Consider the following 23,646-nt stretch of genomic DNA (forward strand, 5'->3'; position numbering starts at 1 on the left):
GTTAGCTCTGCGGCTGCGCAAAGCGCAGTCCGCAGGGCGTAACCCACCTCTTCTCGCGCGTCGGACAAGGTGGCGGATTACGCTTCGCTAATCCGCCCTACGGTTCTGATCTCGCCGTTCCCAGCGCCCGCACCGCAATCGCCACGCACGCCACCATCAGCACGGCCGCGAGCAGGAACGGCGCGCCGGGCAGCTGCCACGGCGCGCTGGCGCCGATGAAATATGAAAACGTCAGCGTGAACAGGAACGGGCCGACGAGCTGCGACACGCTCTGCACGCTCGCGGTCGCGCCCTGCAACTGGCCCTGCTGATCGGGCGCGACCAGCCGCGTCATCAGCGATTGCATGGCGGCGCCCGAAATGCCCCACAGCGACATCACGGGAATGCCGATCCAGAACAGCGGCCCGGTCGGCGCCGCGCCGAAGATCACGAAACCGATCGCGCCACAGCACAGGCCGAGCAACAAGGCGTTGCGCTCGCCGAGCACGCGCACGATCGGGCCGATCGCGAGCCCCTGCACCACCATCGCGCAGATGCCGACCATCGCCAGCGTCAGTCCGACGGTCTTCGAATCCCAGCCGTAGCGATAGGTCGCATAGAGCACGAAGGTCGAGGGCAGCACGACATGCGCGACCTGCGCGATGAAGTTGACGACGGACAACGCAGCGAGCACCGCGTTGGAACGCAGCAGGCGGAGCGCGCCGAGCGGATTGGCGCTTCTCCAGCGGAACGGCGCGCGCTTGTCCGGCGCCAGCGATTCCGGCAGGACGAAGAGCCCATAGAGCGCATTGGCAAAGCTCAAGGCCGCCGAGGCCCAGAACGGCAGGCGCGGATCGATATCGCCGAGCAGGCCGCCCAGTGCCGGGCCGAGCACGAAGCCGGCGCCGAAGGCAGCACCAATCCTGCCGAACACCGCTGCGCGCCGCTCCGGCGGCGTGATGTCGGCGATATAGGCAAAGGCGGTCGAGATGCTGGCCGAGGTGATGCCCGAGATGACGCGGCCGACGAACAACCAGACCAGCGACGGCGCCAGGGCCATCAGCACATAATCCGCCGCGAGCCCGAAATTCGACAGCAGCACCACCGGCCGCCGCCCGAAGCGATCCGACAGCGCGCCGAGCACCGGCGAGAACACGAACTGCATCAGCGCCCAGGCGGTCCCGAACAGGCCGAAGATGCGGGCTGCATGCGCCGTGTCGTTGTCGACGAAGCTCTCGATCAGTTTCGGCAGGATCGGCATGATCACGCCGAGCGCGAGCATGTCGAGCAGGATGGTGACGAAGATGAAGGCGACCGCACCGCGCCGGACTGGCGCTGCGCCCTGCGCCATCGCCTCGCCGGCCTCGTTGCTCACGACGGCCGCTTGCGCTTGTGGGCGAACGGATTGGCCTTCTCGCGCAAGGTTATGCGCACCGGTGTGCCCGGCAGCTCGAAGGCCTCACGCAGCGAATTGGTGAGGTAGCGCAGATAGGATTGCGGCACCGCGTCCGCACGCGAGCAGAACAGCACGAAGCTCGGCGGGCGCGCCTTGGTCTGCGTGATGTAATTCAACTTGAGCCGCCGGCCGGACACCGCCGGCGGCGGATTGGCCTGCACCGCCTCCTCGAACCAGCGGTTCAGCGCCGCGGTCGACACACGCCTATTCCAAAGCGCATAGGCATCCTGGATCGCCTGCATCAATCGATCGATGCCTTCGCCCATCAAGCCGGAGACAGCGACGATCGGCACGCCCTTGATCTGCGGCAGCAAGTGATCGGCGTCGCGGCGCAGATTCGAGATCGCACCGCCACCCTTGCTCTCCATCAGGTCCCATTTGTTGACGGCGAGCACGACGGCGCGACCCTCGCGCTCGATCAGGTCGGCGATGCGAAGATCCTGCTCCTCGAAACGGTTCTGCGCGTCCATCATCATCACGACGACTTCGGCAAAGCGCACCGCGCGCAGTGCGTCGGCGACCGAGAGCTTTTCGAGCTTCTCCTCGATCCGCGAGCGCCGGCGCAGACCTGCGGTGTCGAACACGCGAAACTCGCGGCCCTTCCAGTTGATCTCGACCGCGATGGAATCGCGCGTGGTGCCGGCCTCCGGGCTCGTCAGCAGACGCTCCTCGCCGAGCAGATGATTGATCATCGTCGACTTGCCGGCGTTGGGCCGGCCGACGATCGCGACCCGGATCGGGCGCGTGGCGGCCTCTTCCTCGGTCAGCGGCTCGTCGTCTTCGAACTCATCCTCCTCCACCGGCTCCGGCATCAGCGGGCGCAGCGCGTCGTAGAGCTCACCCATGCCCTCGCCGTGCTCGGCCGAGATCTGGATGGGATCGCCGAGGCCGAGCGCGAAAGCCTCCATCGCGCCGGCATCGCCATGCTTGCCTTCGCTCTTGTTGGCGACAAGCAGCACCGGCTTGTTGGCCTTGCGGGCGAAATCGGCGAAGGCGCGATCGTTGGGCGTGAGGCCCATGCGGGCATCGATCACGAAGAACAGCGCGTCGGCCTGTGCGATCGCGGCCTCCGTCTGCTCCTGCATGCGGGCGGTCAGCGAGCCCTTGGCGCCCTCATCGAGGCCGGCGGTATCGATGATCGTGAAGTCGAGATCGCCGAGCCTGGCCTCGCCCTCGCGGCGATCTCGGGTGACGCCCGGCAGGTCATCGACAAGCGCGAGCTTCTGCCCGACCAGGCGGTTGAACAGCGTCGACTTGCCGACATTGGGTCGGCCGATAATGGCAATCTTAAAGGACATGGGTCATTCGTGCGCTGCCGGAGCCGCGCCTGTCAATGAAATGAAGACAATTGTTTGAGCATGATCTTTTCGGAAAACCGCTTCACACTTTTCCGGATCATGCTCTAGCGCGAGAAGCTGCCGCTCGGCATCGGCGCCGGGAAGGCGCCCTGCGTTTGCTGCTGGGTGGTCTGGGTCGGTTGCGCCTGCTGGACTGGCTGATCGGGCGGCGGCGCGGTGGTGCGCTTGCGCACGATCTTCTGCCTGGGCGGCGGAGTGGCCGCGGGCGGCGCGGCCTCGGGCTGGGCCTCGCCATCGACTTCGCCGGCGGGCGCCCCAGCCGGCGCGACGGCCGCGGTGGCCGGCTGCCTGGTCTTTTTCGCCTTGGCACCCTTCGCCGGCTTCGGCTCGGGCGCAGGCTCGGTGGGCAGAGCCGCGACGGCGGGTCCGTTCGGATCGGGCTGCTGCTGCGCGCCCTTGTACATGTCCTTGGGCACACCCTGCTCGAGGCCCGGCACGCCTTCCGGGAACACCGGCTTGCGGTCGCCCGGGAGCTTCTTCTTGGTATCGAGGAAGTCGAGCATGTCGCTCGGATCGAAGCTGGAGCAACCGCCCAGCACGCCCGTGAAGGCGATCAGGACGGCGGCTGCGATCAAGCGTGGCGTGCGGCGCATATCGGTATCTCGTCTCAGCTCTGGACCGTCAGCTTTTGGCGACGGGCGGCAGCAGGGCCTGCAGCGCCTCGGCGCGTGAGCGCAGGCCGGGCGGCGTTTCGCCGTCCTCGGCAATCGCATCGAGCCATTTGCGGGCGGCAGTCATGTCGTTGTTGCGCCAGGCCGACAGCGCCAGCATCTCTCGGGCGGTATGACGGAAGGTCGATTTGGGCGCGGTGGAGGCTTCCAGCCGCTGCTGCATATCCGCATAGCCGGCGCTGTCGAGCAGGAAACCGGCGGCGCGGATCTTTGCCAGATCCTGCCACTCGCCGCCTGTGCTGCGGTCGGCGGCGATGTCGTCATACAGCTTGGCGCCTGCCTTGGGATCGCGGGCTGCCGCCTCGGCCGCGGCACGCAGCCGCGCCAGGGTGCGATAGCCCGATGGAGCCTTGGCAGCGAGCTCGGTGAAGGCCGCCTCGGCCTCCGCATGCTTGTCCTGCTCGGACAGCTCGGCGGCCTTCTCGAAGGCCGCACCGGCCTCGGCAGCCTTCTTGGCCTCCACATACTGGTAAGCGCGCCAGCCACCTACGGCGGCGACGATCAGCACCATCAGGGCGATGAAGACGATCGAATACTTATCCCACAGCTTCTTGAGCTGTTCGCGACGTACTTCCTCGTCGACTTCGTCAAATAATTCAGACACTTATGCTAATCCCATGCCCGTCCGGGTGCGCGCGCCAAAGCGTTCGCGTCAGGAATCCCGTCCCCCACGTGGCGGCGAGGTACCCTAACGATATGGCGGTGGCAAGGCAAAGCGAGCCCGATCAAGGCGTTAACCACCCGGGACAGCCCGGAGAGACCGCCTCCCCGGGTCAGGTTCCCAACAGCTCCCGCAGCTGCCGCTTCAGCACCTTGCCGTTGGCATTGCGCGGCAAGGGCTCCGCGGTGATCACCATGGTCTCCGGGACCTTGTAGTCCGACAGCCGCTCCGCGCACCAGGCGCGCAAGGCCTCGCTGTCCACCGGCGCACGCGCCACCACCACGGCGTGAACGCGTTCGCCCAGCACCGGGCAGGTCTTGGCGACGATCGCGCTCTCGACCACGGCCGGGTGGCCGGCCAGCACGGATTCGACCTCGGCCGAATAGATCTTCAGGCCGCCCCGATTGATCATGTCCTTCTGCCGGTCGAACACCCGGACAAATCCCTCCGCGTCGACCGAGCCGAGATCGCCGGAATGCCAGAACCCGCTGGTGAAGCTTTCGGTCGTGGCTTTTGGATTATTCCAGTAGCCCTTGATGACTGAGGCACTCTGGATCCAGAGCTCGCCGATTTCCCCAGGCGGCAGCTCACGCCCGTCCGCCCCCATCGCCAGGATGCGCGCACCGGGACACGCCAGCCCGACGCTGTCGATATGGCTTGCCGTCAATTTGCCCGGCATGATCGTGGACGGCGACGTGGTCTCCGTCGCACCGTAGCAATTCGCCAGCTCGAGGCCGGGAATGATCGCCTTGAGCTTCTCGATGGTGGCAACCGGCATCGGTGCGCCACCAAAGCCGCCGATACGCCAACTCGACAGATCGTAGCTCTCGAAATCTGGCTGGAGCAGGCAGAGATTGTACATCGCCGGCACCATCACCGTATAGGTGACGCGCTCTCGCGCGGCGAGCTTGAGATATTCGCCGGCCTTGAACTCCGGCATGATGATCAGCGCGCCACCGCAGCAGATCATCGTCGTGATGTTGGCGACGACGCCGGTGACATGGCCGAGCGGCACCGCCGCGATCGAGCGGTCGGCCGCCGTCAATTGCAGGCAGGACACGAAGATCATCGAGGAATGGACGATGTTGCAATGGGCCAGCATCGCACCCTTCGGCTTGCCTGTCGTGCCGGAGGTGTAGAGGATCATCGCGGTATCCTCCTCGCTGGTCTCGACCGCCGCCGGGGCCGGTGCGTTGTCTGCCAGCGCCGCGAAGCGCGACAAAGCCGGATCGTCGTCGACGGCTATGCGGTGGATTATGTCGGGCACATCCAGCGCGTCCGGCAGACGCGCCGCGAGCGCCGCCTCGTGGATCAATAGCTTCGCGCCGCAATCGCCGAGGACATAGGCGATTTCCGGCTTCTGCTGACGCGTGCTGAGCAGCACCGTGACAAGCCCCTCGTGCGCGGCAGCAAACAGCAGCAGCGGGAATTCGACGCGGTTGCCGAGCAGGATCGCGACACGATCGCCGCGCTGCAATCCGAGCTTGCGAAATCCCGTCGCGATCCGCGCAGCCTGCTCCGCGGCCTTCCGCCAGCTGAGACGGACATGGCCTGCGATCAGTGCTTCGCCGTCGGGATTGCGGGCGCAGGCGTCCGCGATCATCGCCCACAGGCTCGACGGCCGATCGCAAAATGCCGGCACGACCCGATCGCCGAAGCGCGCCTCGAACCGCATTGGCGGGATCTGAGAATGCGACCAGTCCATCGGAATGCCTTGGCTTTGTTGCTCTCGTTACCTTCCGCGCATGGGCATGCAGTCCTGTCTTGTGCTGATCGGCTAGCCGCCCATCACGGGAACGCCGATCACGACGGGATGGAACGCAAACGCCAGCGCCAGATATGCGACGATTCCAACCACGACCGCGATCAGATCGTTGGTGACGCCGCCGACTGGAATCGGCGGACCGCCACCATCGGTGCGACGCTTCAGCGTGATGCGATCATACACCGCCCAGCCCAGGAAGGAGCCGAACAGGATTATGGAGCCGAGATCGCCATTGGCCAGAAGATGCGCCGCCGCCCACAGCTTGATGCCGGCCAGCATCGGATGCTTCAGCGTCGCATAGATGCGGCCGCGCAGATAGGACGCAACCACCAGGATGACCGCGGGCAGCATCAGCGCGAGCGTGATGTGCTTCAGCGCCTTCGGCGGATACCAGACGTCGATCCAGCCCGTCGCACGATAATGCGCGAAGCCCCAGATGATCAGTGCGAGCCCTGCGATCGAGGCAAGCGAATAGAGGATCTTGTAGGTCCCCTCGCCCAGTCTCGCGATGGCCTGCGCGCGTGCATCGCGTTTCGTCGTGAACATATGCGCCGCAAAAAACAGCGCAAGCCCCAGGATCATAACCAGCAGACCCACGAGATTCTCCCCTCAACCAGCGCCCCAACCCATGGCGTATCATCGATTGGCCGCGGGTCGCAACTGATGCGCTAGTTACGGATCTCGCGATTGTCGACATACCGGATCGCGATCGGTCGCCCGGCGAGGGCACCGCCAAGCCCGCCGGTGAATTTCAGCGGCAGGCAGGCTTTCAACGATGAATTGATCGCATTGAGGTAGGTGGTTCTTGTCTCGGCGGGGACGCCCGCGGTCGCAAAGGTCAGGCGCGGCGGGCCGATCAGGCCGCCCGATTTGTTGAAGCTGAAACGCACGGCGATCTGCATGCCCGCGCGCGCATTGTCCGTTGGCGGCGACCAGCAGGTGCGCAGCTCGGCGAAGAGATCGCCGATCGTATCGAGATCGTGATCCGGCTTCTGGTATTTGGCGCGATCGGCCTCCGCCGGCACGCTTTGGATCGTGAGCTGGAGGTTCTGGCCGTAGGGATAGTCGATCTCGGGAATGCAGGGACCAGGCTCGAGCGGGCTGCAGTAGGACGGCGTGCAGGGCCGTCCGTCGAGCACGCTGCACGGCTCGTGCGAAAACGGAATTGGGTTGATCTGCCGGGGCCGCGCGTCGGCGGCAACAATCGAGATCGCCAGCAGGAGGAAAACAAGGATGCCGCGCCACATGAAGTGAACTCGCAAGACCACATGGGTGAACGTGGCATTGCCGCCGGCAACGTCAAGCCTGCGGCTGTTCACATGCGCGCGTTCAAGGTGTCGTCGTCCGGCTTGACCGGACGAACCAGTATTCCAGAGGCGATTGTGGTTGAGCCGAGAGGCTGCGGCGTACTGGATGCCCCGCCTTCGCGGGGCATGACGGCGGAGGGTGAGGAGCGGACTGAACTACGCCCCTAGCCCTTCTTCTTGACGTCTTTGACGTTGGTGAACTCGATGCCCTCGGCACGTTCCCTGGTGTAGCCGAGATAGAACTCGTTCCGCGCCAGATAGACGGGATCGCCGTCGACATCGTCGGCGATGCTCGAGGTGTTGGCCGCGATGAAGGTATCGAGCTTCTTGCGATCCTCCGAGGAGACCCAGCGCGCGAGCTGGAACTCGCTGACCTCGAATTCGACCGGCAGGGAATATTCCGCATCCAGCCGCGCCTTGAGCACGTCGAGCTGCAGCGCGCCGACGACGCCAACCAGCGCGGGCGCGCCGTCGCGCGGGCGGAACACCTGCACCACGCCCTCTTCCGACATCTGCTGAAGCGCTTCCTTCAGCTTCTTCGCCTTCATTGCATCCGTAAGACGCACGCGGCGGACGATTTCCGGCGCAAAGCTCGGCACGCCGACGAAGTTGAAATCCTCACCGTCGGTCAGCGTGTCGCCGATGCGCAGCGTGCCGTGATTGGGAATGCCGACGACGTCGCCGGCATAGGCCTCGTCCGCAACCGAACGGTCCTGCGCGAAGAAGAATTGCGGGCTCGACAGCGGCATGCTCTTGCCGGTGCGCACAAGCTTCGCCTTCATGCCGCGGCTCAGCTTGCCGGAGCACAGCCGCGCAAACGCGATGCGATCGCGGTGGTTGGGATCCATGTTGGCCTGGATCTTGAACACGAAGGCGCTCATGCGCGGGTCGGTGGCTTCGACCTTGCGCTGGTCGCTCTCCTGCGCGCGCGGCTCGGGCGCGAACTTGCCGAGTCCTTGCAGCAGGTCGCCGACGCCGAAATTGCGCAGCGCGCTGCCGAAATAAACCGGCGTCAGATGGCCCTCGCGAAACGCTTCGAGCTCGAACGGTTTTGAAGCCGCGGTGACGAGCTCGAGCTCGTCCTTGACCGCCGACACGTCGAGATTGGCGTTGAGCTTGGCGAGCTCGGCGATCTCGATCTGCTGCGCCGCGCCGGTCTTGGCGCCGCCGCCTTCGAGCAGGCGCACGCCGCCATTGACGACGTCGTAGGTGCCGAGGAACTCGCGGCCGCGGCCGACAGGCCAGGTCATCGGCGTGGTATCGAGCGCCAGCGTCTTCTCGATCTCGTCCAGGAGCTCGAACACGTCGCGGCTCTCGCGATCCATCTTGTTGATGAAGGTGATGATCGGGATGTCGCGAAGACGACACACCTCGAACAGCTTTCGGGTGCGCGCCTCGATGCCCTTGGCGGCGTCGATCACCATGACCGCGGAATCGACCGCCGTGAGCGTGCGATAGGTGTCTTCCGAAAAGTCCTCGTGGCCCGGCGTGTCCAGCAGGTTGAACACGAGGCCTTCGAACTCGAAGGTCATGACCGAGGTCACGACCGAGATGCCGCGCTCGCGCTCGATCTTCATCCAGTCCGAACGCGTGTTGCGCCGCTCGCCCTTGGCCTTGACCTGGCCGGCCAGATTGATGGCGCCGCCGAACAGCAGCAGCTTTTCGGTTAGCGTGGTCTTGCCTGCGTCCGGATGCGAGATGATGGCAAAGGTACGCCGCCGCGACACTTCAGCGGCAAGCGAGGAACGGGCCGTCGATTCGGCTGTGGTGGCGATGTCGGACATTGCGGCAGCGTTTGGCAGGGAAAATGGGCCTGATCAAGCCTCATCTGGTGATTGCGGAGCCTGACGGCCAGCCCCATATCCGGCTCGGATCAGGTTGGGAGGGACGGTCTTCCGTTCCTGTCAGCACACCAGTCGCGGGGACGACCCTGCCTTGAATGGAGGGTCGTCATGGCCTGGAGCATCCTGTTCGTCGCCGGTCTGCTGGAGGTCTCCTGGGCGATCGGCCTCAAATATACCGAGGGGTTCACCAAGCTCGTTCCGTCAGTCCTCACGCTTGGGGCCATGGCCGGCAGCATCATCCTGCTCGGGCTCGCCCTCAAATCGCTGCCGATTGGAACCGCTTATGCCGTCTGGACCGGCATCGGCGCGGTCGGTACCGCGACGCTCGGCATCATCCTGTTCGGCGAGCCGGCCACCGCGTTCCGCCTCGCCAGCATCGGGCTGATCGTCGCCGGGATTGTCGGACTGAAGCTGGTTACCTGAGGAAGATCTTGACCGCCCACCAGGAGAGCGCGGCGACGATGGCCGAGGCCGGCATCGTAATGACCCAGGCATAGACGATCGAGCTGGCGACGTTCCAGCGCACCGCCGAGAGGCGGCGGGCGGCGCCAACGCCGACGATGGCGCCGGTGATGGTGTGGGTGGTCGAGACGGGAACGCCGAGGAAGGTCGCCATGAACAGGGTCGCGGCACCGCCGGTCTCGGCGCAAAAGCCCTGCATCGGGGTCAGCTTGGTGATGCGCAGGCCCATGGTGCGAACGATGCGCCAGCCGCCCATCAGCGTCCCCATCGCCATCGCGGCCTGGCACGAGAGCACCACCCAGAAGGGAACGAAGAATTCGCCGCCGAGCTGGCCCTGCGAATAGAGCAGCACCGCGATGATGCCCATGGTCTTCTGCGCGTCGTTGCCGCCATGGCCGAGCGAATAGAGCGAGGCAGAGGCGAATTGCAGGATGCGGAAGGCGCGATCGACGGCAAACGGCGTGGAGCGCACCGAGGCCCAGGAGACGATCGCGACCAGCACCATCGCGAGCAGGAAGCCGACCAGCGGAGACAGCACGATGGCGATCACCGTCTTGGACAATCCGCTCCAGACCGCCGCCGACAGGCCGGCTTTGGCTACGCCTGCACCAAACAAGCCGCCGATCAATGCATGAGACGAGGACGATGGGATGCCGAGCGCCCATGTCACCAGGTTCCAGACGATGGCGCCGACCAGCGCCGCGAAGATCACCTGGGCATCCACGATCGCGGGATCGATGATGCCGGTGCCGATGGTCTGGGCGACGTGCAGCCCGAACACCATGAAGGCGACGAAGTTGAAGAACGCGGCCCAGAACACCGCGTATTGCGGCCGCAGCACGCGGGTCGAGACGATGGTCGCGATCGAATTGGCGGCGTCGTGCAGGCCGTTCAGGAAGTCGAACAGCAGCGCGACGGCGATCAGTCCGACCAGGACGGGAAGACCCAACGCAACATCCACGGCGCGGTCCCCTGCCCTAAACTTGCTCGATGACGATGCTGTTGATCTCGTTCGCGACGTCGTCGAAGCGGTCGGCGACTTTCTCAAGATGGTCGTAGATCTCTGCGCCGACGATGAAATCCATCGCGTTGCCGTTGCGATGCTTGAGGAACAGTTCCTTCAGCCCGATATCATGGAGATCGTCGACGCGGCCTTCCAGCTTGCCCAGCTCTTCCGTGATCGCGGTCAGCATGGCCACGTTCTGGCCGATCTTCTGCATCAGCGGCAGCGCACGGCCGACCAGATTGGCGCATTCGATCAGAAGCGCGCCGATCTCCCGCATCGGCGGCTCGAAGCTGCGGACCTCGAACAGCATCACCGCCTTGGCGGTCTGCTGCATCTGGTCGATGGCGTCGTCCATCGAGGTGATCAGGTTCTTGATGTCGCCGCGGTCGAACGGGGTGATGAAGGTACGGCGCACCGCCGTCAGCACCTCACGGGTGATATTGTCGGCATCGTTCTCGAACTGGTTGACGCGCTGGCAATAGACCGGCGTTTCCTCGCCCCCGTTGAGCATGCTCTGGAGCGCGATCGAGCCCTGGATCACGGTCTGGGCGTGGCGGTCGAACAGGTCGAAGAACCGTTCTTCCTTGGGCAGGAAAGCGCGAAACAATCGCATCATGGGAGAGAGACTACCGGTTGGATGATGGCCTGGCCCAAGCGGGCCGTCATGAAACTGTCATAGACCATTTTCGATCCACGCGCGTGCCACCTCACGCCCGTGGAGCCGGATCATCCACCGCTTTCGCGCGTCACCGCATCTTCTATTATATCAATGACTTACAGCGACCGCCGGAAGTAATGCGCGATTTCGCCGATGACGCCGCGGCGGAAGGTCAGCACGCAGATCACGAAGATCGAGCCCTGGATCACGGTCACCCACTGGCCGAATCCCGCCAGATATTGCTGCATGGCGATGATCACGAAGGCACCGACCACGGGACCGAACACGGTTCCGAGTCCGCCGACCAGCGTCATCAGCACTACTTCGCCTGACATCGACCAGTGCACGTCGGTGAGCGAGGCGTTCTGCGCCACGAAGACTTTCAGCGCACCGGCAAAGCCGGCCAGCGTGCCCGATAAGACGAACGCCAGGAACTTGTACTGATCGGTGCGGTAACCCAGCGAGATCGCGCGCGGCTCGTTCTCGCGGATCGCCTTGAGGACCTCGCCGAACGGCGAGTTGATGATGCGGAAGATCAGCAGGAAGCCGGCGAGGAAGCCTACCAGAACCACGTAGTAGAGCACGGTCGGCTTGGTCAGATCGAAGACGCCGAACATGCGTCCCTGCGGAATGCCCTGGATGCCATCTTCACCATGGGTGAACGGGGCCTGGAGGTAGATGAAGTACAGAAGCTGCGACAGCGCCAGCGTGATCATCGAGAAATAGATGCCCTGGCGGCGGATCGAGATATAGCCCGTGATGAGCGAGAGCACGAAGGCACCGGCGACTCCGACGAGGATGCCGAGCTCCGGCGGCAACGCCCACACCTTCAGCGCATGCGCGCTGCAATAGCCGGCCGTGCCCAAGAACATCGCATGGCCGAAGGACAGCAAACCGCCATAGCCGATCAGCAGGTTGAAGGCGCAGGCGAGCAGCGCGAAGCACAGCGCCTGCATCACGAAGAACGGGTAGACCCCCGTGAATGGCACCGAAGCCAGCAGCAGCGCCATCACCACGAACACGATCATCTCGTCGCGGATCGAGCGCGGGGTTACCGGCAGCGTGTCGTCCGTCAAGGCTGTCATATCAGGCCGCCCTTCCCGTCAATCCCGTTGGCTTCACCAAGAGCACCAGCACCATCAGCACGAACACGACGGTGTTGGAGGCCTCGGGGTAGAAATATTTGGTCATGCCCTCGATCACACCGAGCGCGAAGCCGGTGATGATGGAGCCCATGATCGATCCCATGCCGCCGATCACGACCACCGCGAACACCACGATGATCAGGTCGGCGCCCATCAGCGGCCGCACCTGGTTGATCGGCGCCGACAGCACGCCGGCAAGTGCGGCCAGGCCGACACCCAAACCATAGGTCAGCGTGATCATGCGCGGCACGTTGACGCCGAAGGCGCGCACCAGCGTCGGGTTTTCAGTCGCGGCACGCAAATAGGCGCCGAGCCGCGTCTTCTCGATCAGGAACCAGGTCGCAATACACACGATCAGCGAGAAGATGACGACCCAGCCGCGATAGATGGGCAGGAACATGAAACCGAGATTCATGCCGCCCTTGAGCTGGTCCGGAATGGCGTAAGGCATGCCAGAGGAGCCGAAATAGTTCTGGAACACGCCCTGCACGATCAGCGCAATGCCGAAGGTCAGGAGCAGGCCGTAGAGATGATCGAGCCCCGTCAGCCATTGCAGCATGGTCCGTTCCAGGATCATGCCGAAGATGCCGACGATGATCGGGGCAAGCAGCAACGCCCACCAATAGTTGATGCCGCCGATGTTCAGCAGGAAGTAGGCGACGAACGCGCCCATCATGTAGAGCGCGCCATGGGCGAAATTGATGATGTTGAGCATGCCGAAGATCACGGCGAGCCCGAGACTGAGCAGCGCGTAGAACGAGCCGTTGATCAGTCCCACCAGTAGCTGAGCGTAAAGAGCCTGCATCGATCCCGCACCCGGTCCCTTCGGCGTTCCCTGAAAGTCGCCCGCAGGCCTGATGGCCTGCGGGCGGTTATCTTACTTCTTCAACAGCGCGCACTTGCTCTCGGACAGCGGCGTGAAGGCCTGGTCGCCCGGCACGGTGCCGACCAGCTTGTAGAAATCCCACGGTCCCTTGGACTCGGAGGGCTTCTTCACCTCGAACAGATAGGCATTGTGGATGGTGCGGCCGTTGGGCTGGATCTCGCCCTTGCCGAACAGATCGTCTTCCGTCGGCATCGACTTCATCTTCTCGACGACCTTGGCGCCGTCATGCGGGTTGCCGCCGAGCGCTTCCAGTGCCTTGAAATAGTGACGCACGCCCGCATAGACGCCGGCCTGCACCATGGTGGGCGGCGCGTTGTTCTTCATCTTCTCTGCGAAGCGCTTCGAGAACGCCCGGGTCTGGTCGTTCATGTCCCAGTAGAAGGTTTCGGTGAAGTTGAGGCCCTGTGCGGTCTCGAGCCCGATCGCCTTGACGTCGGTGAGGAACAGCAGCAGCGCCGCGAGCTTCTGGCCGCCCTTGACGATGCCAAACTCGGCCGCCTGCTTGATCGTGTTGGTGGTGTCGCCACCGGCATTGGCAAGGCCGATGATCTTGGCCTTAGAAGCCTGCGCCTGCAGCAGGAAGGACGAGAAGTCCGGCGTGTTGAGCGGGTGCTTGACGCCGCCGACCACCTTGCCGCCATTTGCGGTCACGACAGCGGTGGTGTCGCGCTCCAGCGCAGCGCCGAAGGCGTAGTCCGCGGTCAGGAAGAACCAGGTGTCGCCGCCGGCCTTCACCAGCGCCTGGCCGGTGGTGTGGGCCAGCATGTAGGTGTCGTAGGTCCAGTGCACCGTGTTGGGCGAGCACTGCGCGTTGGTCAAATCCGAGGTCGCCGCGCCCGAGTTGATATAGACGCCGTTCTTTTCCTTGATGACGTTGTTGACCGCGAGCGCCACGCCGGAATTCGGCACGTCGACGATGACGTCGACCTTGTCGACGTCGAACCATTGCCGCGCGATGGCGGTGCCGATGTCGGGCTTGTTCTGGTGATCGCCGGAGATGATGTCGATCTTCCAGCCCTTCGCAGCCAGGCCGGAATCTTCAATGGCCATCTGCGCGGCGAGCGTCGAGCCCGGTCCGCCGAGATCGGCATAGAGCCCGGACTGATCGGACAGCGCGCCGATCTTGACGGTCTTGTCCTGCGCGAAAGCTGCACCGGTGGCGGTCACGGCCAGCGCCGTGCCGAGCAGAAACGACGCAATCGACTTTGTCATCATGCTACTTCCCTATGAATCTTTTTGTTGGCAGTTCTAGACGCCGAGATAGGTGTGGAGCTTGTCCATGTTGGCGGCAAGCTCCGCATTGGAAAATCCGTCAATGATCTTGCCGTGCTCGACCACGTAATAGCGGTCGGCGACGGTGGATGCGAACCGGAAGTTCTGCTCGACCAGAAGGATCGTAAACCCCTCTTTCTTGAGCCGCGCAATGGTGTGGCCGATCTGCTGGATGATGACGGGCGCGAGACCCTCGGTCGGCTCGTCCAGCATCAGGAAGTTCGCGCCGGTGCGCAGGATGCGCGCGATCGCAAGCATCTGCTGCTCGCCGCCGGAGAGTTTGGTTCCCTGGCTGTTGAGCCGTTCCTTGAGGTTCGGAAACAGATCGAAGATCTGCTCGAGCGGCAATCCGCCGGGACGCACCACCGGCGGCAGCAGCAGGTTCTCCCGGACATCGAGGCTGGCGAAAATTCCACGCTCCTCCGGGCAGAACGCGATTCCCATCCGCGCGATCTTGTCCGAGGTCGTGCGGATGATGTCCTGGTTGTTGAACTTCACCGAGCCGGTGCGCTTGCCGATGATGCCCATGATCGACTTCAGCGTGGTGGTCTTGCCGGCGCCGTTGCGCCCGAGCAGGGTGACGACCTCGCCCGCGTTCACGTCGAAGTTGATCCCGTGCAGGATGTGAGACTCGCCGTACCAGGCTTCCAGGTTGCGGACCTGGAGGAGGTTGCCGCCGCTCGCGGCCTTTGCGGGAGCTTCCGCCGTTGCAGTCTCAGCCATGACCGGCTCCCAGATAGGCTTCCTTGACGCGTTCGTCCTTGGTGAGCTCGCTGTAATGGCCCTGCGCGAGCACCTGTCCGCGCGTCAACACGGTGATGATGTCGGAGAGATTGGCCACGACGCTCAGATTATGCTCGACCATCAGGATGGTGTATTTCGCGGAGATGCGCTTGATCAGCGCCGCGATCTTGTCGATGTCCTCGTGGCCCATGCCGGCCATCGGCTCGTCCAGCAGCATCATCTCGGGGTCGAGCGCGAGCGTGGTTGCGATCTCCAGTGCACGCTTGCGCCCGTAGGGCATCTCGACCGCGGGCGTATTGGAAAACTCGCTGAGGCCGACATCGTTCAACAGCTCGCGCGCGCGATCGTTGAACTGGTTGAGCACGGACTTTGAGCGCCAGAAATCGAAAGAGCTGCCGTGCTGGCGCTGAAGCGCGACGCGGACGTTTTCCAGCGCGGTGAGATGGGGGAATACTGCCGAGATCTGGAACGAGCGCACCAGCCCCAGGCGGGCCACGTCGGCGGGCGCCATCGCGGTGATGTCCTGTCCCTTGTACAGGATTTTTCCGGCAGACGGTTTGAGGAACTTGGTCAGAAGGTTGAAGCACGTCGTCTTGCCGGCGCCGTTCGGGCCGATCAACGCGTGAATGCTCCCACGGCGAACCTTGAGCGCAACGTCGCGGACGGCGAAGAAGCCCGCGAACTCCTTGGTCAAGCCTTCCGTTTCGAGAATGAACTCATCGGCCAAACAGTTTTCCCCCTGCCCGCACAACGCGCGTGGCTATCCTTGTTGCTTCGGCTTTCCGGAGGCCTTGGAGCCACTCCCTGGAGCCCATCCGGAACGCCGCCTCCGGGCGCGGAATATGCCGGAGGTGACGGGGGTTAGGCAAGGCGGAAAGCTGAGCAGGTCAGGCCTCCGGCCGGGAGACTTATGCTCCCTTAGTCGGACGTGTTTTGATGTCGCGCCTGCCCGGCTTCCCGGTTCGCAAAGCGCCGGTCATCAAGCCGTCGTTAACGGTCTTTCGTCCCATGCGCCAGCCTTCATGGAAAATTTTCCCGCAGCGAGGATAATGCGCGGGTTTCATGCGTCCGGAATTTCTATTCGCCGGGAATATTGTCTTGGATTTTGCAAGCGCCGCTCCTTCCGTGGTGAAATCGATCAGGCAGCGTGATCTCCTGAACACGTGGCTGCGGCTCTATGCGCGCCAGCAGACGGCCCCGGCGATCTGGGAGTACCAGCCTGCGCGGCTCGAGGAAGAGCTCTCCGATCTGATCTATTATACGGTGGACATGTCGACGCCGACGCCGCGTCTCACCATTCAGAGCGAAGGTACGCGCATCTCGCGCGCCTATGGACACACCGGCAAGGGCGCTCTGCTCGACGACTATATCGGACCGCGTCTCGCGCCCCTGGTGATGCCGGTCTATCATGAATGCGTGGCGCGCGGGCTGCCTGTCTACAGCGTTGCCGACATCGATGACCTCTACGGCCGTATCGTCGCCTATGAGCGCCTGCTGCTGCCGTTCCAGACCGACGGCAAGGTCTGTCACATCATCGCGTCGCTCAAGACCTTCTGCGAGGACGGCGGCTTCGAGATCAAGAATCTGATGCGCGGAAATGACGCGCTGCCGCGCCCGAGATTGCGCGCGGTGATCGACCGGGACCTGTTCCACCGCACCCCAGGCCGCATCGCGCCGGCCGAGCTGGTCGAGTTCACAGACCAGCAGGGCTCCGGTGTTCCCACCGAGATCATCGAGCTGAACTAGCGGGTCAGCGCGATTTGGCGGCGGCTTCCTTGGTCGTGACTTACTTGGTCGTGACTTCCTTGGCATAGACGTCCGGCTTGAAGCCGACCAGCAGCTTGCCGCCAACTTCAAGCACCGGCCTCTTGATCATCGATGGTTGCGCTAGCATCAACGCCTGCGCCTTTTTCTCCGAAAGGCCTTCCTTGTCGGCATCGGGCAGCTTCTTGAAGGTCGTTCCGGCGCGATTGAGCAGCGTCTCCCAACCGACCTTGTCGCTCCACTGCTTGAGCTTGTCCTTATCCACCCCCGTCGCCTTGTAGTCGTGAAACGTGTAGGCGACACCATGGGTGTCGAGCCAGGCGCGTGCCTTCTTCATGGTGTCGCAGTTCTTGATGCCGTAGATGATGTTGGGCAAAACGTTCCTCGCGCATCCGTCGTGTCGTGATCCCAAGGCGTTGTACGCAACTCCGGTTCGCGCGACAATATTGCGAACGATGCCATCTCTTGGAATGGACACTCCATGCACGTCACCCACGATCCAGGCGCGACTGCGTCGCCGACCATCGACTTCGACACTTTTCTCGCGGTCGATATCCGCGTCGGCACCATCGTCGATGCAAAGCCGTTCCCGGAGGCGCGCAAGCCGGCTTGGCGGCTGTGGATCGACTTCGGCCCCGCGATCGGCGTGCGCAAGAGCTCTGCGCAGATCACCGAGAACCATCCGCTTGAAACGCTGGTGGGCCAACAGGTTGCTGCGGTCGTGAATTTCCCGCCGCGCCAGATCGGCCCTGTTGTCTCGGAGGTGCTGACCCTCGGTTTCCCCGATGCCGACGGCAAGGTCGTTCTGGTGCAGCCAAGCAAGCCTGTGCCAAACGGCGGACGGCTGTTCTAGCACCGCGCGCTCAAAGGACGGTTCCTGGCCGCCGGCGACGCCCCTTTTAACGGTTCAGCTCTCCTGTTTCCCGGCCCGGGCGTCGGGGGTTGACCGGGATCTTCTTTAATAATATAAATGACTGACTGATCGTTTTTTATTTTCAACTAGCGTTTTGGGCTGCCTTGTCCGAAGAACGAATAAAACGATCGACCTGTCAGTTATTTATGGATAGCCGGATGCCCAAGATCAGCGACAAGCAACGTGAAGGCCGGCGGCAGCAGATTCTCGAAGCCGCCCTCGCCTGCTTCGCCGAGGACGGTTTTCACCAGACCGGGATGGCCGACATCGTCAAACGGTCGGGGCTGAGCCATGGTGCGGTCTATCTCTACTTCCAGAGCAAGGACGATCTGATCGAGGCACTCGCCGACGACCGGCACCGGCGCGAGGCCGTGCTCAACTCGGTCGCGCAAGGGTCGGGCGATCCGATCGAAGGACTTCACGCGCTGGTCGGCGTTTACGCGCAATGGCTCACCGACCCCACCGGCGAAGCGCGCCGCCGTGTCGGCATCCACGGCTGGGCCGAGGCCCTGCGCAACCGCCGCGTCCGCACCAGCATCGTAGAAGGCATCGACATGCCGCGCGCCCTGATTGTCGCGCTGGTCGAGCGCGGCCAGCATGACGGCCTCATCAAGCGCGATCTCGGTGCGGAAGCGATCGCGCGCGTGCTGATCGCGATCTTCCAGGGCTTTGTGCTGCAAAAATGCTGGGGCCAGGATTTTGACATCGAGGCCTGCATGGCGGCCGTGACCGGCGTAATCGATGGATTTCGCACCACGAAGGCCGACGTCAAGCGACGGACGAGGAGCTGAGCGATGTCATGGATCCATGACCTGCTCGCAGGCATTGGGGTCGGCCTCATCGGCGGGCTGACATCGGGCTTCATGGGCACGAGTCCCGGGGGCGGTCTCGTGATCTTCAGCGTGCTGCTGCTCGGCGCCGAGCAACACGTCGCCCAGGGGACGTCGCTGATCACGCAGGTTCCGCCGACCGGACTCGCGGGCGTTCGCCGCTATTGGCAGAGCGGCAATCGCAGCCCGTTGCTGTGGATCGTCTGGATCGGCATCGGATTTCTGTTCGGCGGTGCCGGCGGCGGCTACGCTGCGGCCGCAGTCTCCGACTCGGTGTTGCAATGGACCTACGTCGTTCATCTCGTCGCGCTGATCGCTCTCCTGATCCTGCGCCGCGACCGCGAGGAGGAAAACAATAAGACCGGCGACCGAGACAAGCTGCCCTGGCTGCCGCTGCTCCTGATCGGCATGCTTGCCGGATTTTCCTCCGGCTTCATGGGCATCGGCGGCGGGCTGGCGATCACTGTCGGGCTCGCGGCGGGCCTGCGGGTGCCGCAGCACCAGGCGCAGCTCGTCAGCCTCGTCTTCTCGGTCATCCCGACCAATGTTCCGGCCGCCGGGATCTACTGGAGCAAGGGACTCATGGTCGGCTGGCCCGCCATCATCGGCATTCTTGCCGGCCTCTGGGTCGGCACTGATCTCGGTGCGCGCGGAGCCAATCGCGTCAGCAAATCGGTGCTGCGCCGGGTCATGATCGCCGTCATCCTGCTGATGGCCCTCTACATGACCCACAAGGCGCTAACCTGATCTTACGGCCGCTTCGGAATGTTGAACCCGCGCTCGACCGCCGGGCGCGCCAGCCCGCGTTCGAGCCAGGCGGCGACGGATTTGAACTGGCTGAACGCGACAAGATCGCCGGCGCCGTAGAAACCAATGAGATTGCGCACCCAGCCGAGCATGGAGATGTCGGCGATGGTGTAGTCGTCGTCCATGAACCATTGCCGGCCGGCAAGATGCATCTCCATCACCCCGAGCAGCCGCTTGGCCTCACCCACATAGCGCTCGAGCGGCCGCTTGTCCTCGAAATCCTTGCCGGCGAATTTGTGGAAAAAGCCGACCTGGCCGAACATCGGCCCGATGCCGCCCATCTGGAAATGCAGCCACTGGATGGCCTGGTAACGGCGCGTGGCATCCTGCGGCAGCAGCTTGCCGGTCTTCTCCGCGAGGTATTGCAGGATCGCCCCGGATTCGAACAGCGGCAGCGGCCTGCCGCCCGGACCATCGGGATCGAGGATCGCCGGGATCTTGCCGTTCGGATTGAGCGAGAGGAACTCCGGCGTCTTCTGATCGTCCTTGCCGAAATCGACGAGATGGACTTCGTAGGGAAGCCCGATCTCTTCCAGCATGATCGAAACCTTGACGCCGTTCGGCGTCGGCAGCGAATAGAGCTGGAGCAGCTCCGGGTGCTTGGCCGGCCAGCGCTTGGTGACGGGAAAGGCGGACAGATCGGACATCAGGACCCCGGCTTCGTTCATGAGATGCCGCCTAGTCTAGGCCAGCGGACGAACGACGCAAGGTCGAGTGGTCAGATCATTTTCCCGCACAGGTCACAACGGCCGCAGCAAATGGTTGGTGGCGTGCATCACATCGCGCTGTGCGCGTTGCTCGATGAAGAGCTGGCCGGTGACGAGCAGTGCTCCGGTGAAGACGAGCGCAAGCATCGCGGTCGCGAACTGACTGGCATCCCTCATCGGACGAGCTTCTCCGTGTTCGGTCGCACGAGGAACGCGGGCGGGCCGTCGTCTGTTCCTGCAAGCTTCAAATAAATTGCAGCTTTTTCCCGGTCCCTCGCACCCCGGCAGCCTCAATAATTGATCTCCATCCGCAAGCCCTGCGGGTCGGTCTCCTCCCCGCCGAACCGCTGCGTGCTGTCGCGCGCCGCGACCGCGCAGGCACAGGCGTCGATGAGGTCGTCGCGGCCGACGCCGGTGCCGTGTCGTTGCTTCAGCCATTTCGGCAAACGCGCGAAGCCGTGCTGCTCCAGGAGTGCAATGCGCTGCTCGCGGCCCTCCGGCGATGTCTTCCGTGCAAGACGGACCCGCCCAGCGAGATTCCAGAAAATCAATTCCGGATGCGCTTCGCCGATCGTCGTCTGCCGCGTCGGCGTCATGATCTCGTCGGCGTCCCTGATCTTGTCCCTGATGTTCCAGAGCTGCGCTGACACGCCCCTGCCCTTGCCCTCGCACTCCCAGTAGTGACGGTTAGCTGCGGCCATGTCGGCAAATTTCCAGAGGTCGCGGCGCGCGCCGAGAAACACGGCAGGACCGACCAGCTCGCGCGCGCGCAAATCGCAGATGCGATATCCGCTCCATTTCAATCCGATCGGCATGTCGATCATCGCCCGGGCATGCGGCAGCGCAAGCAGCCGCGCGAGACCCGGCGAATAGTCGAACCCGTGATCGCCGCACTCGTCAATCCAGGCGGCGACCCAGCCGAAGCGAAATCCGTCAAGGCCGAGATAGTTTGGCAATTTCCTGATCCCTGACGGATATCCGCCCGCTCCTCTATCCCGGTTCCTCGCTCCGGTGCTGCTCGAACAGGCGTTGCGCCAGCAACGCGTGGCCGAGCGTGCCGCCGGCGCGAACCGCCGCCGCAATCAGCGCGGCTTCCGCGATTTCTTCGCGCGTTACACCGGCCTTCGCCGCCTGCGCCGTGTGCACATCGAGGCAATAGGCGCATTGCGTGGTGAGCGCGACCGCGAGCGAGATCAGCTCGCGATATTTTGGCGGAATCAATCCGTCCTTGCGCTCGACCGCGTGGTTGAACGCAAGGAACGCGTTGGCCTCGACCGGCGCGAGCGCCACGAAGGCCGGGATGGATTTCAGATCGTCAGGACTTTGATAACAGGTCATGGCTCATCTCGTCAGGTATTCGCGCATCAGGGCGCGGGCGCGATGCAGGCGTGCTTTCACGGCCTGCCGGGTCGCACCGAGTGCGACGGCGATTTCGTCGATGGTCATTTCCTTGACGTCGCGCATCAGCGCGACATCGCGGTAGTGCGGCGGCAGTGCCTCGAAGGCCGCAGCGACGTCGAGCCGCAAATCGGCTTCAGGACGCGACAGCAGCAGCGCCTCCGCCTCTCCGTCGTCGATCGCCGGCGCGAGGCCTGTCTTACGGGCGAGCCGCAGGCATTCGCGGCGGACCACACTGAACAGCCAGGCCGAAAACGCCAGCCACGAGCGGATCGTGCCGACATGGCGAAACAGGATCCATAGCGCCTCCTGCGTCGCATCCTCGGCATCCGCCGAGCTGCGACAGGTGGCGCGGGCATAGCGGCGGATGTTCGGTTGCGCCGTCTCGAGCAGAGACGCGATCGCCTGGGGATCGCCGAGGCGCGCGGCCTCGAACAGGTCCGGCGAGATCACAGCGGCGCTCACGACACGCCTCCCCTTCCGATGCCGGCCATCGCGCACATCGGACAATAGCCGACGAGGCCGGTCAGTGCGAAGCTGCCGCCGCCGAGCGCAACGAGCCACGCCGCGGCGCCGGTCAGGTACACGAATGCCGCGACGGCCACCGCGACGCCAAAGGCGATCCGCACGGCCTGATGCAGGCTCCCGATGTTCTTCCTGTAAAATGCCATCACATCCTCCGACATAAGCCGAAGCAAAATGCCTCGACCGTCAAGAGAGGGCGCGACGACCAGAAAGGATTCGCGGCAACGTGCAATTCTTTTCGCGATCAGCCTCCGACGGCCTGATAGGCCAGACGCTTGAATTCGAAGAAGAACGGATTCCAGAAGCCCATGTAGCGCTGCGCCATCAGCACGCCGGCGGTATTGGCCTGCGGGCAGATCCACCAATGGGTGCCGGCAAGGCCGCCCCACTGGAATTCGCCGGTCGAATTCGGAGGATCGAACGGCATCGGCGCGAAGGTGACGGCGCCGCCGAGGCCAAAGCCCTTGCCGGGGATCGGGCCGAGATTGGCGAAGCGGATGTTCTCGCCCGCGGGCAGCTGGTTCGTCATCATCAGCCGCAGCGTCTCCGGCTTCAGCAGCGCATCCGAGCCCGGGAGCAGCGCGCGGACCAAAGCAAGCATGTCGGGCAAGGTCGAGACCAGTCCGCCGCCGCCCGACAGCCGCGGGAATTGCCGCCGATAGGCCTGCGGATAAGGCAGGTCGTCGGCCCGGGTCAGGCCGGGCTTCATGGGATCGAGGACATCCGCGCCGTTGTAGAGTGCGACCAGCCTGCCCTGCTGCGCGTCCGGCACGTGGAAGCCGGTGTCGGTCATGCCGAGCGGCTCGAAAATGCGCGCCTTGAGGACGGCGTCGAGCGGCTTGCCCGAGACGACCTCCACGACACGCCCAAGCACGTCGGTCGCCACCGAATATTCCCAGGACGCGCCGGGATGAAAGGACAGCGGCAGCTCGGCGAGCTGGTCGATCATGCCGGTCAGCGGCGTCAACGGATTGAGAACGCGCGCCTCGTTATAGCCTTTGAACAGCACCGTACCGGGATCGAAGATGCCGTAGCTGAGGCCGGAGGTATGGGTCAGAAGCTGCCGGATCGTGATCGGGCTTTTCGCCGGCTCGACGTCGGCAAGGCTCAAAGCGCCGGGCTTCAGAACCTTGCGATTGCCGAGTTGCGGCAGGAATTTCTCGACAACGTCGTCGAGCCCGATGCGGCCTTCCTCGACCAGCAGCATGATCGCGCAGGTGACGAATATCTTGGTGTTGGAAAACGCGCGAAAAATGTGATCGGGCCGCAGCGCGGTGCTCGCCTCGCGATCGGCGAAACCGACGCACTGCTGATCGACGACCTCGTGGCCCCGCAGTACCGCCCAGGACGCACCGGGAATGATCTCCTGATCGACGTAACGCTGCATTGCCGTCCGCGTGGCGGAAAAATCAGGCGTTCTGGCGTCCATGTGCTTCCCCCAATGATGGTTGGGATCGATATAGCGTGAATTCGCCGGATGAGAAGCCT

General features: G+C 63.9%; 28 protein-coding genes. 5 read left to right on the forward strand and 23 right to left on the reverse strand.

Going from position 1 to position 23,646, the window contains the following annotated elements:
• Nucleotides 1-97: 97 nt before the first annotated feature.
• From ACVIN2_RS04750 to ACVIN2_RS04785, 8 genes are all read right to left on the reverse strand, one after another.
• Nucleotides 98-1,354, reverse strand: coding sequence for a TCR/Tet family MFS transporter (locus ACVIN2_RS04750; protein WP_456764681.1), 1,257 nt, complete (start codon nucleotides 1,352-1,354; stop codon nucleotides 98-100).
• Nucleotides 1,351-2,733, reverse strand: coding sequence for a ribosome biogenesis GTPase Der (gene der, locus ACVIN2_RS04755; RefSeq protein WP_027569641.1), 1,383 nt, complete (start codon nucleotides 2,731-2,733; stop codon nucleotides 1,351-1,353). The genes ACVIN2_RS04750 and der overlap by 4 nt, the downstream gene beginning before the upstream one ends.
• A gap of 104 nt (nucleotides 2,734-2,837) precedes the next feature.
• On the reverse strand, nucleotides 2,838-3,386 hold the full coding sequence (locus ACVIN2_RS04760) for a hypothetical protein (protein WP_456764682.1): 549 nt from the start codon (nucleotides 3,384-3,386) through the stop codon (nucleotides 2,838-2,840).
• 28 nt (nucleotides 3,387-3,414) lie between these two features.
• On the reverse strand, nucleotides 3,415-4,068 hold the full coding sequence (locus ACVIN2_RS04765; RefSeq protein WP_456764683.1) for a tetratricopeptide repeat protein: 654 nt from the start codon (nucleotides 4,066-4,068) through the stop codon (nucleotides 3,415-3,417).
• Between the two features lie 169 nt (nucleotides 4,069-4,237).
• Nucleotides 4,238-5,830 carry a class I adenylate-forming enzyme family protein gene (locus ACVIN2_RS04770; RefSeq protein WP_456764684.1) on the reverse strand — a complete coding sequence of 531 codons (1,593 nt, stop codon included), beginning with the start codon at nucleotides 5,828-5,830 and terminating at the stop codon, nucleotides 4,238-4,240.
• A 72-nt stretch (nucleotides 5,831-5,902) separates the two neighbouring features.
• The gene (locus tag ACVIN2_RS04775; RefSeq protein WP_456764685.1) at nucleotides 5,903-6,487 is read right to left on the reverse strand and encodes an NnrU family protein; all 585 of its coding nucleotides are present in this window, start codon (nucleotides 6,485-6,487) and stop codon (nucleotides 5,903-5,905) included.
• Between the two features lie 71 nt (nucleotides 6,488-6,558).
• On the reverse strand, nucleotides 6,559-7,137 hold the full coding sequence (locus ACVIN2_RS04780) for a hypothetical protein (protein WP_456769642.1): 579 nt from the start codon (nucleotides 7,135-7,137) through the stop codon (nucleotides 6,559-6,561).
• A 224-nt stretch (nucleotides 7,138-7,361) separates the two neighbouring features.
• Nucleotides 7,362-8,981 (reverse strand): peptide chain release factor 3, encoded by a 1,620-nt coding sequence (locus tag ACVIN2_RS04785; protein ID WP_247360559.1) that lies wholly within the window; start codon nucleotides 8,979-8,981, stop codon nucleotides 7,362-7,364.
• Nucleotides 8,982-9,149: 168 nt separating this feature from the next.
• Between ACVIN2_RS04785 and sugE the strand changes: the two genes are divergently transcribed.
• Nucleotides 9,150-9,464 carry a quaternary ammonium compound efflux SMR transporter SugE gene (gene sugE, locus ACVIN2_RS04790; RefSeq protein WP_204510973.1) on the forward strand — a complete coding sequence of 105 codons (315 nt, stop codon included), beginning with the start codon at nucleotides 9,150-9,152 and terminating at the stop codon, nucleotides 9,462-9,464.
• Here sugE and ACVIN2_RS04795 read toward each other — a convergent pair.
• The 7 genes from ACVIN2_RS04795 to ACVIN2_RS04825 form a co-directional block, all read right to left on the reverse strand.
• Entirely contained in the window at nucleotides 9,457-10,464 is a 1,008-nt protein-coding gene (locus tag ACVIN2_RS04795) for an inorganic phosphate transporter (RefSeq protein ID WP_007609242.1), read from the reverse strand. The two genes, sugE and ACVIN2_RS04795, sit on opposite strands and share 8 nt — an antisense overlap.
• 16 nt (nucleotides 10,465-10,480) lie before the next feature.
• A complete protein-coding gene (locus ACVIN2_RS04800; RefSeq protein ID WP_456764686.1) occupies nucleotides 10,481-11,125 on the reverse strand; it encodes a DUF47 domain-containing protein in 645 nt (214 codons plus the stop codon).
• Between the two features lie 158 nt (nucleotides 11,126-11,283).
• Nucleotides 11,284-12,252 (reverse strand): branched-chain amino acid ABC transporter permease, encoded by a 969-nt coding sequence (locus ACVIN2_RS04805; RefSeq protein WP_007609238.1) that lies wholly within the window; start codon nucleotides 12,250-12,252, stop codon nucleotides 11,284-11,286.
• A gap of 1 nt (nucleotide 12,253) precedes the next feature.
• A complete protein-coding gene (locus ACVIN2_RS04810; RefSeq protein ID WP_027517483.1) occupies nucleotides 12,254-13,117 on the reverse strand; it encodes a branched-chain amino acid ABC transporter permease in 864 nt (287 codons plus the stop codon).
• A 72-nt stretch (nucleotides 13,118-13,189) separates the two neighbouring features.
• A complete protein-coding gene (locus ACVIN2_RS04815) occupies nucleotides 13,190-14,413 on the reverse strand; it encodes an ABC transporter substrate-binding protein (RefSeq protein WP_027517482.1) in 1,224 nt (407 codons plus the stop codon).
• A gap of 33 nt (nucleotides 14,414-14,446) precedes the next feature.
• Nucleotides 14,447-15,193, reverse strand: coding sequence for an ABC transporter ATP-binding protein (locus ACVIN2_RS04820; RefSeq protein ID WP_007609233.1), 747 nt, complete (start codon nucleotides 15,191-15,193; stop codon nucleotides 14,447-14,449).
• A complete protein-coding gene (locus tag ACVIN2_RS04825; RefSeq protein ID WP_018459153.1) occupies nucleotides 15,186-15,941 on the reverse strand; it encodes an ABC transporter ATP-binding protein in 756 nt (251 codons plus the stop codon). The genes ACVIN2_RS04820 and ACVIN2_RS04825 overlap by 8 nt, the downstream gene beginning before the upstream one ends.
• A 335-nt stretch (nucleotides 15,942-16,276) precedes the next feature.
• On the opposite strand from ACVIN2_RS04825, the gene ACVIN2_RS04830 reads away from it, so the two are divergent.
• On the forward strand, nucleotides 16,277-16,960 hold the full coding sequence (locus ACVIN2_RS04830; RefSeq protein ID WP_456764687.1) for a hypothetical protein: 684 nt from the start codon (nucleotides 16,277-16,279) through the stop codon (nucleotides 16,958-16,960).
• Between the two features lie 40 nt (nucleotides 16,961-17,000).
• Here ACVIN2_RS04830 and ACVIN2_RS04835 read toward each other — a convergent pair whose 3' ends face one another.
• A complete protein-coding gene (locus ACVIN2_RS04835) occupies nucleotides 17,001-17,354 on the reverse strand; it encodes an ArsC family reductase (protein WP_456764688.1) in 354 nt (117 codons plus the stop codon).
• 105 nt (nucleotides 17,355-17,459) lie between these two features.
• Here ACVIN2_RS04835 and ACVIN2_RS04840 point away from each other — a divergent pair, with 105 nt between their 5' ends.
• The 3 genes from ACVIN2_RS04840 to ACVIN2_RS04850 all read left to right on the forward strand — a co-directional run bounded on the left by ACVIN2_RS04840 (nucleotide 17,460) and on the right by ACVIN2_RS04850 (nucleotide 19,468).
• Nucleotides 17,460-17,831 carry a tRNA-binding protein gene (locus tag ACVIN2_RS04840; protein ID WP_456764689.1) on the forward strand — a complete coding sequence of 124 codons (372 nt, stop codon included), beginning with the start codon at nucleotides 17,460-17,462 and terminating at the stop codon, nucleotides 17,829-17,831.
• A 218-nt stretch (nucleotides 17,832-18,049) separates the two neighbouring features.
• A complete protein-coding gene (locus ACVIN2_RS04845; protein ID WP_456764690.1) occupies nucleotides 18,050-18,682 on the forward strand; it encodes a TetR/AcrR family transcriptional regulator in 633 nt (210 codons plus the stop codon).
• A gap of 3 nt (nucleotides 18,683-18,685) precedes the next feature.
• Nucleotides 18,686-19,468 carry a sulfite exporter TauE/SafE family protein gene (locus ACVIN2_RS04850; RefSeq protein ID WP_456764691.1) on the forward strand — a complete coding sequence of 261 codons (783 nt, stop codon included), beginning with the start codon at nucleotides 18,686-18,688 and terminating at the stop codon, nucleotides 19,466-19,468.
• 2 nt (nucleotides 19,469-19,470) lie between these two features.
• Here ACVIN2_RS04850 and ACVIN2_RS04855 read toward each other — a convergent pair whose 3' ends face one another.
• The 7 genes from ACVIN2_RS04855 to ACVIN2_RS04885 all read right to left on the reverse strand — a co-directional run bounded on the left by ACVIN2_RS04855 (nucleotide 19,471) and on the right by ACVIN2_RS04885 (nucleotide 23,587).
• Nucleotides 19,471-20,175 (reverse strand): glutathione S-transferase family protein, encoded by a 705-nt coding sequence (locus ACVIN2_RS04855; RefSeq protein ID WP_456769643.1) that lies wholly within the window; start codon nucleotides 20,173-20,175, stop codon nucleotides 19,471-19,473.
• A 93-nt stretch (nucleotides 20,176-20,268) separates the two neighbouring features.
• Nucleotides 20,269-20,412 carry a hypothetical protein gene (locus ACVIN2_RS04860; protein WP_007609210.1) on the reverse strand — a complete coding sequence of 48 codons (144 nt, stop codon included), beginning with the start codon at nucleotides 20,410-20,412 and terminating at the stop codon, nucleotides 20,269-20,271.
• Nucleotides 20,413-20,525: 113 nt separating this feature from the next.
• Nucleotides 20,526-21,191 (reverse strand): DUF429 domain-containing protein, encoded by a 666-nt coding sequence (locus ACVIN2_RS04865; protein ID WP_456764692.1) that lies wholly within the window; start codon nucleotides 21,189-21,191, stop codon nucleotides 20,526-20,528.
• Between the two features lie 34 nt (nucleotides 21,192-21,225).
• A complete protein-coding gene (locus ACVIN2_RS04870) occupies nucleotides 21,226-21,573 on the reverse strand; it encodes a carboxymuconolactone decarboxylase family protein (RefSeq protein ID WP_456764693.1) in 348 nt (115 codons plus the stop codon).
• Between the two features lie 3 nt (nucleotides 21,574-21,576).
• On the reverse strand, nucleotides 21,577-22,098 hold the full coding sequence (locus tag ACVIN2_RS04875) for an RNA polymerase sigma factor (protein ID WP_456764694.1): 522 nt from the start codon (nucleotides 22,096-22,098) through the stop codon (nucleotides 21,577-21,579).
• Complete coding sequence (locus ACVIN2_RS04880; RefSeq protein WP_456764695.1) at nucleotides 22,095-22,304, reverse strand: YgaP family membrane protein; 210 nt, start codon at nucleotides 22,302-22,304, stop codon at nucleotides 22,095-22,097. The genes ACVIN2_RS04875 and ACVIN2_RS04880 overlap by 4 nt, the downstream gene beginning before the upstream one ends.
• A 98-nt stretch (nucleotides 22,305-22,402) precedes the next feature.
• Nucleotides 22,403-23,587 carry a serine hydrolase domain-containing protein gene (locus ACVIN2_RS04885; protein ID WP_456764696.1) on the reverse strand — a complete coding sequence of 395 codons (1,185 nt, stop codon included), beginning with the start codon at nucleotides 23,585-23,587 and terminating at the stop codon, nucleotides 22,403-22,405.
• Between the last annotated feature and the right edge of the window lie 59 nt (nucleotides 23,588-23,646).

The organism is Bradyrhizobium sp. USDA 3650, from assembly GCF_054057395.1.

What these genes read in the sequence shown, in the direction of transcription:
- ACVIN2_RS04855 (WP_456769643.1), bottom strand. Translation starts at nt 20,175, where the DNA reads ATGTCCGATCTGTCCGCCTTTCCCGTCACCAAGCGCTGGCCGGCCAAG.
- ACVIN2_RS04800 (WP_456764686.1), bottom strand. Translation starts at nt 11,125, where the DNA reads ATGATGCGATTGTTTCGCGCTTTCCTGCCCAAGGAAGAACGGTTCTTC.
- ACVIN2_RS04785 (WP_247360559.1), bottom strand. Translation starts at nt 8,981, where the DNA reads ATGTCCGACATCGCCACCACAGCCGAATCGACGGCCCGTTCCTCGCTT.
- ACVIN2_RS04805 (WP_007609238.1), bottom strand. Translation starts at nt 12,252, where the DNA reads ATGACAGCCTTGACGGACGACACGCTGCCGGTAACCCCGCGCTCGATC.
- ACVIN2_RS04885 (WP_456764696.1), bottom strand. Translation starts at nt 23,587, where the DNA reads ATGGACGCCAGAACGCCTGATTTTTCCGCCACGCGGACGGCAATGCAG.
- ACVIN2_RS04820 (WP_007609233.1), bottom strand. Translation starts at nt 15,193, where the DNA reads ATGGCTGAGACTGCAACGGCGGAAGCTCCCGCAAAGGCCGCGAGCGGC.
- ACVIN2_RS04840 (WP_456764689.1), top strand. Translation starts at nt 17,460, where the DNA reads ATGCACGTCACCCACGATCCAGGCGCGACTGCGTCGCCGACCATCGAC.
- ACVIN2_RS04860 (WP_007609210.1), bottom strand. Translation starts at nt 20,412, where the DNA reads ATGAGGGATGCCAGTCAGTTCGCGACCGCGATGCTTGCGCTCGTCTTC.
- ACVIN2_RS04770 (WP_456764684.1), bottom strand. Translation starts at nt 5,830, where the DNA reads ATGGACTGGTCGCATTCTCAGATCCCGCCAATGCGGTTCGAGGCGCGC.
- ACVIN2_RS04815 (WP_027517482.1), bottom strand. Translation starts at nt 14,413, where the DNA reads ATGATGACAAAGTCGATTGCGTCGTTTCTGCTCGGCACGGCGCTGGCC.
- ACVIN2_RS04780 (WP_456769642.1), bottom strand. Translation starts at nt 7,137, where the DNA reads ATGTGGCGCGGCATCCTTGTTTTCCTCCTGCTGGCGATCTCGATTGTT.
- ACVIN2_RS04880 (WP_456764695.1), bottom strand. Translation starts at nt 22,304, where the DNA reads ATGGCATTTTACAGGAAGAACATCGGGAGCCTGCATCAGGCCGTGCGG.
- ACVIN2_RS04810 (WP_027517483.1), bottom strand. Translation starts at nt 13,117, where the DNA reads ATGCAGGCTCTTTACGCTCAGCTACTGGTGGGACTGATCAACGGCTCG.
- ACVIN2_RS04850 (WP_456764691.1), top strand. Translation starts at nt 18,686, where the DNA reads ATGTCATGGATCCATGACCTGCTCGCAGGCATTGGGGTCGGCCTCATC.
- ACVIN2_RS04830 (WP_456764687.1), top strand. Translation starts at nt 16,277, where the DNA reads ATGCGTCCGGAATTTCTATTCGCCGGGAATATTGTCTTGGATTTTGCA.
- sugE (WP_204510973.1), top strand. Translation starts at nt 9,150, where the DNA reads ATGGCCTGGAGCATCCTGTTCGTCGCCGGTCTGCTGGAGGTCTCCTGG.
- ACVIN2_RS04845 (WP_456764690.1), top strand. Translation starts at nt 18,050, where the DNA reads ATGCCCAAGATCAGCGACAAGCAACGTGAAGGCCGGCGGCAGCAGATT.
- ACVIN2_RS04870 (WP_456764693.1), bottom strand. Translation starts at nt 21,573, where the DNA reads ATGACCTGTTATCAAAGTCCTGACGATCTGAAATCCATCCCGGCCTTC.
- ACVIN2_RS04760 (WP_456764682.1), bottom strand. Translation starts at nt 3,386, where the DNA reads ATGCGCCGCACGCCACGCTTGATCGCAGCCGCCGTCCTGATCGCCTTC.
- der (WP_027569641.1), bottom strand. Translation starts at nt 2,733, where the DNA reads ATGTCCTTTAAGATTGCCATTATCGGCCGACCCAATGTCGGCAAGTCG.